11 protein-coding genes are annotated in these 14,856 nt (G+C 69.3%); 4 read left to right on the forward strand and 7 right to left on the reverse strand.

Features of this window, described 5'->3' with window-relative positions:
* Window positions 1–131 precede the first annotated feature (131 nt).
* The 6 genes from NS3_RS26575 to NS3_RS26600 all read right to left on the reverse strand — a co-directional run bounded on the left by NS3_RS26575 (window position 132) and on the right by NS3_RS26600 (window position 6,605).
* Complete coding sequence (locus NS3_RS26575; protein WP_067865297.1) at window positions 132–1,766, reverse strand: monocarboxylic acid transporter; 1,635 nt, start codon at window positions 1,764–1,766, stop codon at window positions 132–134.
* Entirely contained in the window at window positions 1,763–2,116 is a 354-nt protein-coding gene (locus NS3_RS26580) for a DUF485 domain-containing protein (protein ID WP_157101554.1), read from the reverse strand. The genes NS3_RS26575 and NS3_RS26580 overlap by 4 nt, the downstream gene beginning before the upstream one ends.
* Window positions 2,117–2,306: 190 nt before the next feature.
* A complete protein-coding gene (locus NS3_RS26585; RefSeq protein ID WP_067865304.1) occupies window positions 2,307–4,052 on the reverse strand; it encodes a sodium/solute symporter in 1,746 nt (581 codons plus the stop codon).
* A gap of 1 nt (window position 4,053) precedes the next feature.
* Window positions 4,054–4,419, reverse strand: a complete 366-nt coding sequence (locus NS3_RS26590) for a hypothetical protein (protein ID WP_084495959.1) — start codon at window positions 4,417–4,419, stop codon at window positions 4,054–4,056.
* 121 nt (window positions 4,420–4,540) lie between these two features.
* Window positions 4,541–5,350 (reverse strand): LytR/AlgR family response regulator transcription factor, encoded by an 810-nt coding sequence (locus tag NS3_RS26595; protein WP_067865347.1) that lies wholly within the window; start codon window positions 5,348–5,350, stop codon window positions 4,541–4,543.
* Window positions 5,351–5,417: 67 nt separating this feature from the next.
* Entirely contained in the window at window positions 5,418–6,605 is a 1,188-nt protein-coding gene (locus NS3_RS26600) for a sensor histidine kinase (RefSeq protein WP_067865307.1), read from the reverse strand.
* Between the two features lie 270 nt (window positions 6,606–6,875).
* On the opposite strand from NS3_RS26600, the gene dnaE reads away from it, so the two are divergent.
* Together dnaE and NS3_RS26610 are read left to right on the forward strand one after the other, a co-directional pair.
* Entirely contained in the window at window positions 6,876–10,424 is a 3,549-nt protein-coding gene (gene dnaE, locus NS3_RS26605; RefSeq protein ID WP_084495960.1) for a DNA polymerase III subunit alpha, read from the forward strand.
* A gap of 101 nt (window positions 10,425–10,525) precedes the next feature.
* The gene (locus NS3_RS26610; RefSeq protein WP_157101555.1) at window positions 10,526–10,921 is read left to right on the forward strand and encodes a hypothetical protein; all 396 of its coding nucleotides are present in this window, start codon (window positions 10,526–10,528) and stop codon (window positions 10,919–10,921) included.
* Between the two features lie 50 nt (window positions 10,922–10,971).
* On the opposite strand, the gene NS3_RS26615 is transcribed toward NS3_RS26610, so the two are convergent.
* Window positions 10,972–11,586 (reverse strand): class I SAM-dependent methyltransferase, encoded by a 615-nt coding sequence (locus NS3_RS26615; RefSeq protein ID WP_067865312.1) that lies wholly within the window; start codon window positions 11,584–11,586, stop codon window positions 10,972–10,974.
* 249 nt (window positions 11,587–11,835) lie between these two features.
* On the opposite strand from NS3_RS26615, the gene treZ reads away from it, so the two are divergent.
* Window positions 11,836–13,575: a malto-oligosyltrehalose trehalohydrolase gene (treZ, locus tag NS3_RS26620; protein ID WP_067865315.1), complete on the forward strand. Its 1,740-nt coding sequence runs from the start codon at window positions 11,836–11,838 to the stop codon at window positions 13,573–13,575.
* Between the two features lie 50 nt (window positions 13,576–13,625).
* Window positions 13,626–14,843, forward strand: coding sequence for a serine hydrolase domain-containing protein (locus NS3_RS26625; protein ID WP_067865318.1), 1,218 nt, complete (start codon window positions 13,626–13,628; stop codon window positions 14,841–14,843).
* Window positions 14,844–14,856: the final 13 nt, after the last annotated feature.

Here is a 14,856-nt window from a genome sequence, read left to right on the forward strand (position 1 = left end):
AATCGTGGCGGGGGCGTCGTGGTCGATGCCTGCACTGGTCAACGTCGTTCTCCTGTCGGGTATTACGGGCGTTCCCGGGCCCGGTGCGGCGGTCCCGGGAACGAATTCTTCGATGGCTCAGGCGATCCGGTTCAGTGCGCGACCGCCTTCTCCGCACCCACGCCGGTGATCGAGCGCACCTCCATCTCGACGGCCTTCTCCGGATCCTCCGGCCTGCCGCCGCCGAGCAGGGTGCCCGCGATACCGAGCGCGAACGCCAGCGGGATGGACACGATGCCGGGGTTCGACAGCGGGAACCAGTCGAAGTCCAGGTTCGGCAGCATGGCCGACTTGTTGCCCGACACCGCGGGAGAGAACACGATCAGCACGATGGTGGAGATCAGGCCGCCGTACATGCTCCACAGCGCGCCTCGGGTGTTGAACCGCTTCCAGAACAGCGAGTACACGATGGTCGGCAGGTTCGCCGCCGCCGCCACGGCGAAGGCCAGCGCCACCAGGAAGGCGATGTTCTGGCCGTTGGCCAGGATGCCCAGGCCGATGGCGAGCACACCGATCACCACGGCGGTGATCCGCGAGACCCGTACCTGCGACTTCTCATCGGCATTGCCGCGCTTGACGACACTGGCGTAGATATCGTGGGCGAAGGAGGCCGAGGCGGTGATGGTCAGGCCGGCCACCACGGCGAGGATGGTCGCGAAGGCGACCGCCGAGATGATGCCCAGCAGCAGCACGCCACCGAGTTCGAAGGCCAGCAGCGGGGCCGCCGAGTTCTGTCCACCGGCGGCGGCCAGGATGCGGTCGGGACCGACGATGGCGGCGGCGCCGTAGCCGAGGATCAGGGTGAACAGGTAGAACGCGCCGATCAGGGCGATCGCCCACACCACCGAGCGCCGCGCTTCCTTGGCGGTCGGGACGGTGTAGAAGCGCATCAGCACATGCGGCAGACCGGCTGTGCCGAGAACCAGGGCAAGTCCGAGGGACAGGAAGTTCAGCTTCGAGGTCTCGCTGCCGCCGTACTGCGCGCCGGGCGCGAGCACGTCACGGGAGGCGACCGCCTGGTTCGTCGAGCCGGTGATCATCTCCTGCGCGGAACCGAGCAGACCGGAGATGTCGAAGGAGAACTTGGTCAGCACCATCAGCGTCATGAAGGCCGCGCCGGTGATGAGCAGGACGGCCTTGATGATCTGCACCCATGTGGTGCCCTTCATGCCGCCGACCAGCACATAGACGATCATCAGCACGCCGACCACCGCGATGACCAGCGACTGCCCGGCGCGGCTGTCGATATCGAGCAGCAACGCGACCAGACCACCCGCGCCCGCCATCTGCGCCAGCAGATAGAACAGCGACACCGTCAGCGTGGACAGCGCCGCGGCCGTGCGTACCGGGCGTTCCCGCAGCCGGAAGCTGAGCACGTCGGCCATGGTGAATTTGCCGGTGTTGCGCAGCATTTCGGCGACCAGTAGCAGCGCGACCAGCCAGGCGACGAGGAAGCCGATGGAGTAGAGGAACCCGTCGTAGCCGTAGACCGCGATGGCGCCCGCGATGCCGAGGAAGCTGGCCGCGGAGAGGTAGTCACCGGCGATGGCGATGCCGTTCTGCGGGCCGGAGAAGCCGCGCCCGCCGGTGAAGTAGTCGCTGGCGGTGGTGTTGTTCTGGCTGGCGCGGATCACCACCACCATCGTCACCGCCACGAACAGGGCGAAGATGGCGATATTGGCGGCCGGATTGCCGACGGTGCCCGCGGCGAGTACCGATGTGTTCACGCCTGCCCACCTTCCAGTTCGGCGCGGATGGCAGCCGCGCGCGGATCGATTTCCCGGTTGGCGAAGCGGACGTAGGCGCCGGTGATCGCGAAGGTGGTCAGGAACTGCGCCAGACCCAGCAGCAGACCGACATTGATGTTGCCGACCACCTTCGTGGCCATGAAGTCGTGCGCGTAGGCGCCGAGCAGCACATAGCTGAGGTACCACACCAGGAACAGCGCGGTCATCGGGAAGACGAAGCGGCGCAGCCGGTTACGCAACTCCTGGAATTCCGGGCTCGCCTGGGCCCGGGCGAATTCCTCGGCGCTGGGAGTGCGCGGCGTCGCGGTCCCGTCGAGGTCAATGGTCATGGGAGTTCCTGACATGTGATGTGAATTACTGTGATGCGAAGGTATAGCTGCGGCTACCCCGGTTGAATGTTGTGGCGGGGGTCACTCCGCGAAGGTGTGGATCTGTGCGGTGAACGGTCGGCATCGCGCGACGAACGGTCGGCGGGACGATCGACGGCGCGGGCGCCCTCGGGGCGGAACGCTCGCCGGTTCAGGCGCCGCGCGAACCCGGCTCGCGATCGGACCCCATGCCCAGCCGCTCCGGCGCGTGCATCCGCACGAACACCCCGCGCACCTGGGCGGCCGGCTGAGCGCGGGTGAACGTGCTGACGACGATCATGGTCAGGAACGCCGCGGGCACGCTGATCGCCGCGGGATAGCCGAGCAGCGCCGCGAGCCACCCGCCCGCCACCGCCTCCGACGCCCCGCCCAGCACCGACACCGCGGTCGCCGTTCCGGAGAGCAGTCCGCCGACGCACAACCCGGCGGCCGCGCCCCGGGCCGTGAGCCCACGCCACCAGATGCCCAGGACCAGCAGCGGCGCCAGCGTGGAGGCCGCCACCGCGAACGCCAGACCCACCGTCCGCGACAGATCCAGCGACACCACCGTCAGCGAAAGCGCCAGCGGTACAGCGCCCGCCGCGATCGCCGCGACCCGGAAGTCCCGCACCCGACCGCGCAGCATGTCGGTGCTCAGTACACCGGCGATGCTCACCAGCAGACCCGAGGAGGTGGACAGGAACGCCGCGATGGCGCCCGCCGCCACCAGTGCGGCGATCAACTGCCCGGGCAGACCGGCGAGCACCGAACCGGGCAGCAACAGCACGGCGGCGTCGGAGGTCCCGGTGAGCAGCAGCTGGGGGACATACAGGCGGGAGAACACGCCGAGCAGGATGGGGAACAGATAGAACAATCCGACCAGGCCGATCACCGCCAGCGCGGTCGTGCGGGCGGCCCGGCCGTCGGGGTTGGTGTAGAAGCGCACCAGCACGTGCGGCAACCCCATGGTGCCGAGGAATGTCGCGATGATCAGCGAGAAGACCTGATAGGTGGGGTGTGCGCCGCCGAGGCCGCCGCCGGGGAGCAGCCAGCTCGCGCCGTCGGCGGGCGCGCCCGCGACGACCGGCACCGTCGCACCCGCGGGCAGCACCAGCTCGGTGTCGGCGGCCAGCTCGTGGCGGCCGGGTGCGAGCACCGCCACACCGTCCACCGGCAGGCCGTCCAGGCGGCCGGTGATGGTGACCTGCTGAGGTGCGGACACCTGCACGAGGACATCGGTGGTGACCTCCACCGTGGTCTGCTCGGCCACCACCGGCGGCGCGGCCGTGCCGATCTCGCGGGGCGTGCCGAGGAAGTGGCCGAACAGCACCAGCGCGGGCAGAGCCACGGCCGTCAGCTTCAACCAGTACTGGAACGCCTGCACCAGCGTGATCGAGCGCATCCCGCCACCGGCCACGTTCGCGATCACGATGGCACCCACCGCCAGCGCGCCGACCCAGCCCGGCACCCCGAGCAGGATCCGCAGCGTCAGCCCGGCGCCTTGGAACTGCGGGATCAGATACACCGCGCACACCAGCACCACCACCACGGCGGCCAGTCTGCGCAAGGTCAGCGAGCCCAGCCGGAACTCGGCGAAGTCGGGCACCGTATAGGCGCCGGACCGGCGCAGTGGCGCGGCCACGAACATCAGCAGCCCGAGATAGCCCGCCGTGAAGCCCACCGGGTACCACAGCGCGTCCGCGCCGTATTTGGCGATCAGCCCGGCCACCCCGAGGAACGAGGCCGCCGAAAGGTATTCACCGGAGATGGCGGCGGCATTCCAGCCCGGCCCGACACTGCGCGAGGCGACCAGGAAGTCGGACGTGGTGCGCGCCAGCCGGACTCCGTACGCGCCGATCGACACCGTGGCGATCGCCGCCAGCAGCAGCGCCGCCACCGTCAGTGCCTGCGCCTGCACGTCAGTCCCGCGTCACGTCGAGAAAGTCGGACTCGTTGCGTTCGGCCCAGCGCACATACAGCCTGCCGACCGCCATCAGCGCCGGAAAGACCAGGACGCCCAGCACCAGCCACGGCAGATGGATCCCCGCCACCTTCGCCGAACCGAGCGCGGTGGCGGTGAACAGCAGCGGCAGCGAGCCGAGCACCAGCACCGACACCAGCGCGCAGCGCACCGCGAGCCCGAGCTGCGCACGGATCAGCCCGTCGATCAGCGCTTCGCCGATCTCGGTCTGCTCGACCATCTCGCCCCGGGTGAGCACTCGCCGCGCGCCCTGCCGACGCGCCAGCACCACGCGCTCGCGCTGGGGTTTCACCGGCCCCGTCACGACGGTGCTCCTGCCGCGCCGTTCGTCGGCCCGACCCCGCCCACACCCGACAGGCCGGTCGTCGGTGCGGGCTCGGCAGTCGGCGTCGCATCGCCCCGGTCACCTCGGTGCCGCGGCGCGTTCACCGGCTCGGCCCGTTCGGCTTCGGTCGCGTGTGCCGTGGGCCGAGCACCAGCCGCTGTTTCAATTCGCGCACCTGCCGTCGCGCCACCGGCAGCTCCACCGCCGCCGCCTCGCCCTCGCCGCGCAGGCACACCAGGGTGCTGTTGCCGACCGTCCGCAACCCGGTCACCAGCCGCAACGCCACCAGATAGGAGCGGTGCACGCGCAGGAAACCGGCGTTCTCCCAGCGGGATTCCAGCGCCGAGAGCGGAATCCTGACCAGATGCGACCCGGCGGTGGTGTGCAGACGGGCGTAGTCGCCGTCGGCCTCCACCCAGCTCACGGTGGCGCGGTCGACCAGCGTGGTGACCCCGCCGAGCTCCACCGGGATGACCTCGTTGGGATCCTGGCGCGGCTCGTCCGGGCGTGGCCCGGTGGCGCGCGCCTGCACGATCCGGCGGACCGCCGCGGCCAGCCTGGCCTCGCGCAGCGGCTTGAGCAGATAGTCCAGCGCGCCCAGGTCGAACGCGCCGACCGCGCGGTCGTCGTGCGCGGTCACGAACACCACCGCGGGCGGATGGGCGAATTCGCCGAGGATGCCAGCGAGCTCCATGCCGTCCAGTCCCGGCATGTCGATGTCGAGGAAGACCGCGTCGACCTGGTGCGTGCGCAGCAGGCGCAGCGCGCCGGTGGCCTCGTTCGCGGCGTGGATCTCGCCGATCTCCGGTCTGGTGCGCAGCAGATACACGAGCTCGTCCAAGGCGGGCTGCTCGTCGTCGACGGCGAGCACCCGCAGTGCGCCCGCCGAGCCATCGGTCCGCTGCGTCACGGTCGGTCCCTCGATCACGGTTCGTCCATCGTAGGGGGTGGACCGACGGCGGCGGGGCCGGTCCGCCTCATGCCCGCACCCCGGCCCGGAACTTCGGCACGCGCAGGCTGACCTTGGTGCCCGCGCCCGGCGCGGTCTCCACCACCAGGCCGTAGTCGTTACCGAAGGCCGCCCGCAGCCGGTCGTCGACATTGGACAGCCCGACGTGCGCGGCCTCGCTCGCCCCCGCGGGCCCGTGGGCGATCGCGTCCAGCGCGCCCGATCGCAGCAGTTCCGGATCCATGCCCGCGCCGTCGTCCTCGACGCTGATCAGGCAGTCGGTGCCCGCGTCGCTCGCCTCGATGGTGATGACCCCGCCGCCCGGCCTGCCCGCGATCCCGTGCCGCACCGCGTTCTCGACCAGCGGCTGCAACGCCAGGAACGGCAGCACCACGCCGAGCACCTCCGGCGCGATCAGCAGCCGCACCTGCAGCGCCTCGCCGAACCGCGCCCGCTCGAGCGCCAGGTAGCGCTCGATATTGCGCAGTTCCTCCGACAGCACCGTGTACTCGCCCGCGGCGCGGAAAGAGTAGCGGGTGAAGTCGGCGAACTCCAGGATCAGTTCCCTGGCGCGGCCCGGATCGGTGCGCACGAACGAGGCGATGGTGTTCAGCGCGTTGTAGATGAAATGCGGACTGATCTGCGCCCGCAGGGCCCGTACCTCGGCGCGGTCCAGCCGGGCTCGCGAGGCGTCGAGTTCGGCCAGCTCCAGCTGCCCGCACGCGTACCGGGCCACTTCCGCCAGCGCACCGAGCATCCCCGGTCCCGGTTTGTCCCCGGTCACGATGCCGAGCGCCCCCGCCACGGGGCCGTTGTCGATCAGCAGCGGCTGCGCCACCAGCGTGCGCGCGCTGTGCTCCGGCCCCGGCCTGCTGACCAGGACCGGGCGCTCCCCGGCGATCGCGCGACGGGCGGCGTCGGCGAACTCGTCGGCCAGATCGCCGTGCGGCCCGTCCCATGCCAGCACCGTGCCGTCCGCGTCGGCCACCCCCAGTGCCGCCGCGCTCGTCAGCGCGCGCAGATGCGGGGCGGCCTCCTGCGCCGAGTCATCGGTGAGCCCGCGCCGCAACGGCACCGCGGCCAGCGACGCGGTGTGCAGCGCCGTGTGCACCGCCCGTTCGGCAGGCGTGGTCACCACCCGCCGCGTGCGCAGCCACACCAGCAACGCCAGCGCCAGCGCCGCGACCACGAGCACGGCCACACCGCCCGCTGTCACCGCCTCACCCCACGACCTCGCCCGAGCATGGCCTGATTATCCGCGCGGGGTGCGACGCCGCACCGGCCGATCGGGCAGCGCGTCGTCCACCCCGCTCGACAACGGCCCCGTGCGCGGTGAAGGTGATCTTCCTCGCGACACGCGCAGCCCCGACCAGGTGACGCGCGGGCGCCCACCGCGCGGGCGTGTGGCGGTGGGAAATCCTGTCCCTCGGTCGGCTTAGACTCAGTGCCCGACCCCCGCCGCGACCCATGGGAGGGATGAATCGTCTTGGCCGCCTCGTCCGGATCGTTCGTTCACCTGCACAACCACACCGAGTACTCGATGCTCGACGGCGCGGCGAAGATCTCTCCGCTGTTCAGCGAGGCCAACCGGCTGGGTATGACGGCCGTCGGCATGACCGACCACGGCAACATGTACGGCGCCAGCGAGTTCTACAACTCGGCGAAGAAGGCCGGGATCAAGCCGATCATCGGCATCGAGGCCTATATCGCGCCCGCCTCCCGGTTCGACACCAAGCGCGTGCAGTGGGGCGATCCCAGCCAGAAGAGCGACGACGTCTCCGGCTCCGGTGCCTACACCCACATGACGATGGTCGCCGAGAACGCGACCGGTCTGCACAACCTGTTCAAGCTGTCCAGCCTCGCCTCCCTCGAGGGCCAGCTGGGCAAGTGGGCGCGTATGGACGAGGAGATCATCGCCGAGCACGCCGAAGGCATCATCGCCACCACCGGCTGCCCCTCCGGCGAGGTCCAGACCCGCCTGCGCCTCGGCCACGATCGCGAGGCGCTGGAAGCCGCGGCGAAGTGGCAGGAGATCTTCGGCAAGGACAATTTCTTCCTCGAGCTGATGGACCACGGGTTGTCCATCGAGCGACGGGTTCGCGAGGGCCTGCTCGAGGTGGGGCGCAAGCTCGGGATCCGGCCGCTGGCCACCAACGACTGCCACTACGTCACCAAGGATCAGTCGACCAATCACGAGGCGCTGCTGTGCATCCAGACCGGCAAGACGCTCTCCGATCCGACCCGCTTCAAATTCGACGGTGACGGCTACTACCTGAAGTCGGCCGAGGAGATGCGCGCGCTGTGGGACGCCGAAGTGCCCGGCGCCTGCGACAACACCGTTCTCATCGGCGAGCGCGTGCAGTCCTACGACGAGGTGTGGACCCACCGCGACCGGATGCCGATCTTCCCGGTGCCCGAGGGCCACGATCAGGCGAGCTGGCTGCGTCACGAAGTCGATCTCGGATTGCGGCGCCGGTTCCCCGACGGCCCGCCGCGTGAGTACGTCGAGCGCGCCGCCTACGAGATCGGCGTCATTCTGGAGATGGGCTTCCCGGCCTACTTCCTGGTGGTCGGCGACCTGATCAATCACGCGCGCGAGGTGGGTATCCGCGTCGGTCCCGGCCGCGGCTCGGCGGCCGGTTCGCTGGTCGCCTACGCGCTCGGCATCACCAATATCGACCCGCTGCCGCACGGTCTGCTCTTCGAGCGGTTCCTCAACCCCGAGCGCGTGTCGATGCCCGACATCGATATCGACTTCGACGATCGCCGTCGCGGTGAGATGGTCCGCTACGCGAGCGAGAAGTGGGGCACCGACCGGGTCGCGCAGGTCATCACCTTCGGCACCATCAAGACCAAGGCCGCGATCAAGGACTCGGCGCGAGTCCTGTTCGGCCAGCCGGGCTTCGCCATCGCCGACCAGATCACCAAGGCGCTGCCGCCGCCGATCATGGCCAAGGACATCTCGGTCTCGGGCATCACCGATCCCGATCACGAGCGGTACAAGGAAGCCGCCGAGGTCCGCGAGCTCATCAACAACAACCCCGACATCGCCAAGATCTACGAGACCGCGCGCGGTCTCGAGGGCCTGATCCGCAACGCGGGCGTGCACGCCTGCGCGGTCATCATGTCCTGTGATCCGCTGATGGAGGCGATCCCGCTGTGGAAGCGGCCGCAGGACGGCGCGCTGATCACCGGCTGGGACTACCCGTCGTGTGAGGCCATCGGCCTGCTCAAGATGGACTTCCTCGGTCTGCGCAACCTTACCGTCATCGGTGACGCGCTGGACAACATCAAGGCCAACCGCGGCATCGAGCTGGACATGGACACCCTGCCGCTCGACGATGCCGCGACCTACGAGCTGCTCTCCCGAGGCGACACCCTCGGCGTGTTCCAGCTCGACGGCGGCCCCATGCGCGACCTGCTGCGCCGTATGCAGCCGACCGCGTTCGAGGACATCGTGGCCGTCGGCGCGCTGTACCGCCCCGGCCCGATGGGCATGAACGCCCACAACGACTACGCCGACCGCAAGAACGGCAGGCAAGAGGTCAAGCCGATCCATCCGGAGCTGGCCGAGCCGTTGAAGGAGATCCTCGGCGAGACCTACGGTCTGATCGTCTACCAAGAGCAGATCATGCACGTCGCGCAGAAGGTCGCCGGGTACTCGCTCGGACGAGCAGACATCCTGCGCCGCGCGATGGGTAAGAAGAAGGCCGAGGTGCTGGCCGCGGAGTTCGAGGGCTTCGAGGAGGGCATGCAGGCCAACGGGTATTCGAAGGCCGCCATCAAGGCGCTGTGGGACACCATCCTCCCGTTCGCCGGCTACGCGTTCAACAAATCGCACGCCGCCGCCTACGGTCTGATCTCCTACTGGACCGCCTACCTCAAGGCCAACTACCCGGCCGAATACATGGCGGGCCTGCTCACCTCCGTCGGCGACGACAAGGACAAGGCCGCGGTCTACCTCTCGGACTGTCGTCGCCTCGGCATCACCGTGCTCCCGCCGGACGTCAACGAGTCCGAGCAGAACTTCGCCTCCGTCGGCAAGGACATCCGCTTCGGCCTCGGCGCGGTCCGCAACGTCGGCACGAACGTGGTGGCCTCGATCATCGCCGCCCGCAAGGAGAAGTCGAAGTTCACCGACTTCTCCGACTACCTGAACAAGATCGACGCCATCGCCTGCACCAAGAAGGTCACCGAATCCCTCATCAAGGCAGGCGCTTTCGACTCTCTCGGGCATCCGCGCAAGGGCCTGCTGCTCGTCCACTCCGACGCCATCGACGCGGTGATGTCGACCAAGAAGGCCGAGGCCATCGGCCAGTTCGACCTGTTCGGCGGCATGGACGCCGACGAGTCGGTGACCAGCATCTTCAATGTGAAGGTGCCCGACGAGGAGTGGGAGTCCAAGCACAAACTGGCCTTGGAGCGAGAGATGCTGGGCCTCTACGTCTCCGGGCATCCGCTCAACGGCGTCGAGCACGTGCTGGCCGCCCAGGCCGACACCCAGATCCCGGCCATCCTGGAAGGCGACGTCAAGGACGGCGCCCAGGTGACTCTCGGCGGCATCCTCGCCTCGGTGAACCGGCGCATCAACAAGAACGGTCTGGCCTGGGCCTCGGCCCAGCTCGAGGATCTCACCGGCGGCATCGAGGTGCTGTTCTTCCCACAGGCGTATTCCGTCTACGGCGCCGACGTGGTCGAGGACGCCGTGGTGCTGGTCAAAGCCAGGGTCTCGATCCGTGACGACCGAATCTCGCTGATCGCCAACGACCTCGCCGTTCCCGACCTGTCCGCCATCGGCGTGGCCAAACCGCTGGCGGTCACCCTCACCACCCGTATGTGCACCCCGGATAAGATCGGCGAGCTCAAGCGCGTGCTGTCGCGTCATCCCGGCACCTCCGACGTGCATCTGCGCCACGTCGGAGCCAGGGAGAAGACGACGCTGCTGAAAGTCTCCGACAGCCTGCGGGTTTCGCCGTCTTCGGCGCTCTTCGGCGATCTGAAGGCATTGCTCGGCCCGAGCTGCCTGAGCAGCTGACAGTCCACGACTGTTCTTCGGCGGATGTTAAGCGCTCGACAAGCGGCCTCGCTCAGACTCGCTGATGTCCGACACCCCTTCTCGAGTAACGGAACCCGATGATGCCTGCTCTCTCGCGCACCTTCCGCACCGCTCTCACCACCGCCGCCGCAACCCTTGTCATCGGACTGGCGGGCTCGGGCCTCGCCCATGCCCAAGGCGTCTTCACTCAGATCCACTTCGCGCCCGGCACCAGCGGCGCGGTCATCGACGGCGCCGTGATCCGCGGCGAGTCCGACACCTACGTGCTCGAGGCGCGTGGCGGCCAGTGGCTCGAGGTCTGGCTCACCTCCGTCGAGAACAACGCCGTCGTCTCCGTCACCGGACCGGACGGCACGGTCGAGGTGTACGAGGCCGATGCCGCGACGCTCCCGCTGCCGCTGGACGGCATGTACGCGGTGAACGTCAGCGCGGAGCGCGGCAACGCCACCTACACCCTGCGGGTCGAGATCCGCTGAGATCGTCCGCGGACCGAGCCGCCGGCCCGGGGGCCGGCGGCTCGCGGCTGTCAACGCGGGGTAGCCACGCCGAGTGACAAGGCGGTCATGAACCTGGGCCCCGGAGCGTAGAACGCATCCAGTTCGCGGATCTCGAACCCGTTGTCGCGCAACAATCTCGGGATGTCGCGGTTCAGATTGCAGCCTCCCGCGATCGCCTTCTCGATCGGGTTGAGCCGATGTTGCCAGACCTGCACCTTCGGATCCGGCGCCAGTCCGTGCTCCACGAAGTGCAGCGACCCGCCCGGCGCCAGCACCCGCCGCACCTGCGCGAGCGCCGTCTCGATCTGCGGAATCGTGCACATCGTCCACGTCGACAACGCCGCATCGAAACTGTTGTCGTCGAACGGCAACGCCGCTCCGTCCAGCCCCGCCCGCTCCACCGGCACCCGCGAAGCCACGACCCGCTCCGCAGCCATCTGCCAACCGCGATCCGACGGCTCCACGGCGGTGACAGACTCCACCGCCGCCGGATAGAACGGCACGTTCAACCCCGACCCGAACCCGATTTCCACGACTCGCCCCCGCAGTCCCGCGCAGGTCCGCGCCCGATACCGATCGTTGGCCTGCATCCCGCACGCACAGTTGACCAACCGGGGAACCACGTGGTCGTCATACCAGCCCATGCGTTCACTCTCTCAGGTCCGTCGGGTCGACGCCATACTCGTCGCCGTGATCGAGAGGCCCCGAGCGACCGCGGTCAGGATGGTTCGAGGACGGCACTCCGGCGCACTCCCTCGGCCTTCGGAGGATCCGGCAGCGCGATGAGGCATCCCGACAGTGACAGTGTGGCGGTGCAGAGCGCCATCACCAGACGCATTCGTCCGCCTATCCGCCGGGATGAATAGCTCGCCCGCCCGTGGGATGCTGGCGCGGTGACGGTGTTCGAGGTGTGGGCGCCCCGGCCGGAGTCGGTTCGGGTGGAGGTCGACGGGGTCGTGCACGCGATGACGCGATCGCCGGACGGGTGGTGGCGAGCGCGGGTCGACGCGGGGCAGGGGGCGAGGTACGGGTTCCTGTTGGACGACGATCCGACGGTATTGCCCGACCCGCGCTCGCCACGGCAGCCGGACGGGGTGCACGCGCGGTCGATGGTGCACGAACTGGATCCGGGCGTGTGGACGGATCAGGGGTGGACCGGGCGGACGCTGGCGGGGGCGGTGTTCTACGAGCTGCACATCGGGACGTTCACGCCGGAGGGCACGTTCGACGCGGCGATCGAGCGACTGGATCATCTGGTCGGGCTGGGGGTGACGGTCGTCGAGGTGATGCCGGTGAACGGCTTCGACGGCACGCACAACTGGGGGTACGACGGGGTGCTCTGGTACACGGTGCACGAAGGCTACGGCGGGCCGGACGGGTTGCAGCGGTTCGTGGACGCCTGTCACGCCAAGGGCCTGGCGGTGTGCCTGGACGTCGTCTACAACCATCTCGGGCCGTCGGGGAACTACCTGCCGAGGTTCGCGCCGTATCTGAGCGAGGGGCGCAACACCTGGGGGCAGAGCGTGAACCTGGACGGGCCGGGTTCGGATCACGTGCGCCGGTTCGTGCTCGACAACGCGCTGCGCTGGCTGCGCGACTTCCATATCGACGCACTGCGCCTGGACGCGGTGCACGCGCTGGCCGACCGCACGGCCACCCACCTGCTGGCCGAACTCGCGGCGGAGACCGAACGGCTGTCGGCGCACGTGCGCAGGCCGCTGACCCTGATCGCCGAGAGCGACCTCAACGACCCGAAGCTGATCACCCCGCGCGCGGCGGGCGGTTACGGGCTCGACGGTCAGTGGAACGACGATCTGCACCACGCCGTGCACACCGCGGTGTCGGGGGAGCGGCAGGGCTACTACGCCGACTTCGGCAGCCTCGCCTGCCTGGCCCAGACCCTGACGCGCGGCTTCTTCCACGCCGGGACCTATTCCAGCTTCCGCGGCCGCACCCACGGCGCCCCGCTGGACCGCTCGCTGGTGCCGGGATTCCGTCTGGTCGCGTTCACCTGCGACCACGACCAGGTCGGCAATCGCGCTCTCGGCGACCGGCCGAGCGAGTACCTCACCGGCGGGCAGTTGGCGATCAAGGCCGCCCTGGTGCTGTGCTCGGCCTTCACACCGATGCTGTTCATGGGCGAGGAATGGGGCGCGCGCACTCCCTTCCAGTTCTTCACCTCCCACACCGACCCGGAGATCGGCGCGGCCACCGCGGTCGGGCGCAAGGCCGAATTCGCCGAGCACGGCTGGACCGCCGACGAGGTGCCCGATCCGCAGGACCCCGCCACTTTCGCCCGGTCGAAGCTGGACTGGGCGGAGCGGGCGGAACCCGAGCACGCGCGACTGCTGGCCTGCTACCGGGCGCTGCTGGCGTTGCGGCGCGACCATCCCGACCTGGTCGACCCGTCGTTGCGGCATGTCCGGGTCGATTTCGACGAGCACGCCCGCTGGATCGTGCTGCATCGGGGCAGCGCCCGCCTGGTGTGCAATCTGTCCGAGGATGCGGTGACCGTGCCGATCACCGGTCGCAGCCTGCTGTACTGGGACCCGCCCACATTGGGCCCGACCGGGACGACCGTGCCCGCGCATTCGTTCGTGGTGCTGGCCGATCTACCCGAGGGCGAACGGTAACGATCCCACAACTTATTGCCGTTACCAGTGGGCACCATTACCGTGGAGTGATGAGCAACGACGCTTCGGTGCGCGGTAGCGCAGTCCCAGGATTCGAACGACTGCTGCGCGTCTTCGGCCGGAGCTTCGGTAGCCGCCCCGGAGCGGGCGCGGCGCTGTCGGTGCACCGGCACGGGGTTCCGCTCATCGACGTCTGGACCGGCGACGCGGGCACCGAACCGTGGACCGAGAACACCGGCACCATCGTGTTCTCGGCTACCAAGGGCATCACCTCGATGGTCATCCACCGGCTCGCCGATCGTGGCGAACTCGACTATGGTGCGCCGGTCGCCGAGTACTGGCCGGAGTTCGCGGCCAACGGCAAGTCCCGCATCACCGTCGCCCAGGTCATGACGCACAGTGCGGGCCTGTCGACCCTGTCCCCGCTGGCCGCGGCTATGAGCGATGTGCTCGACCACGAGGAGATGGAAAACCGGCTGGCCGCGGCGAAGCCCGACCGGCTGCTCGGCAGGCCCACCTACCACGCCATCACCTACGGCTGGCTGCTCGCGGGCCTGGCACGGCGGATCACCGGCAAGGGCATGGGCGAACTGTTCCGCACCGAGGTCACCGAGCCGCTGGCGATCGATGGTCTGCACCTGGGACATCCGCCGACCGGATCGATCACGAAGTACGCGCCACTGGCGGGCAGCCAGTTCGACGCGCTCGGCACGCCGCTCGGTAGCGCGCTGCTCGGCCATGGTCAGCGGCTGCCCGGACCGCTGGGCGCGGCGGTGCGCTGCCTGTTCCTGCCCGGCGCGCACAGCATCTTCGCAGGCGACATGCCGCCGATCCTGCGCACCGAACTAGGCGCGGGCAATGCCGTGGCCACCGCGTCGGCGCTGGCCGGCGTCTACGACGCGCTGGCCTGCCGGGGCATGGTCGGCGGTAACCGCTACCTGTCGGAGGCGACGGTGCGCGAGATCGGCAAGGTGCGGACCTACCACGTCGATCGCGCGCTGTTCTACCTGCCGATGATGTGGCACCTGGGCTACCACTCGATGCCGGTGCCGGGCGCGCACAACGGCATCGGCCACATCGGCCTCGGCGGCAGCTTCGGCTGGGCCGATCCGCGTCAAGGCCTGTCGATCGGATTCGTGCACAACCGGTTCTCGCTCGGGCAGCTCGCCGCCGACCAGATCATCGCGGTGTGGCTGCTGCCGTTGATCGTCAACAGTCTGCGCGGCGCCGGTCGCGGTACGCCCGAACCCCTGCGCCGCGCAGCCTGATCCGTCGCGGCGA

The organism is Nocardia shimofusensis NBRC 100134, from assembly GCF_001613125.1.
GTDB lineage: Bacteria > Actinomycetota > Actinomycetes > Mycobacteriales > Mycobacteriaceae > Nocardia > Nocardia shimofusensis.

Coding starts and splice junctions, on each gene's coding strand:
- NS3_RS26615 (WP_067865312.1), bottom strand. CDS start 11,586: ATGGGCTGGTATGACGACCACGTGGTTCCCCGGTTGGTCAACTGTGCG.
- NS3_RS26625 (WP_067865318.1), top strand. CDS start 13,626: ATGAGCAACGACGCTTCGGTGCGCGGTAGCGCAGTCCCAGGATTCGAA.
- NS3_RS26610 (WP_157101555.1), top strand. CDS start 10,526: ATGCCTGCTCTCTCGCGCACCTTCCGCACCGCTCTCACCACCGCCGCC.
- NS3_RS26580 (WP_157101554.1), bottom strand. CDS start 2,116: ATGACCATTGACCTCGACGGGACCGCGACGCCGCGCACTCCCAGCGCC.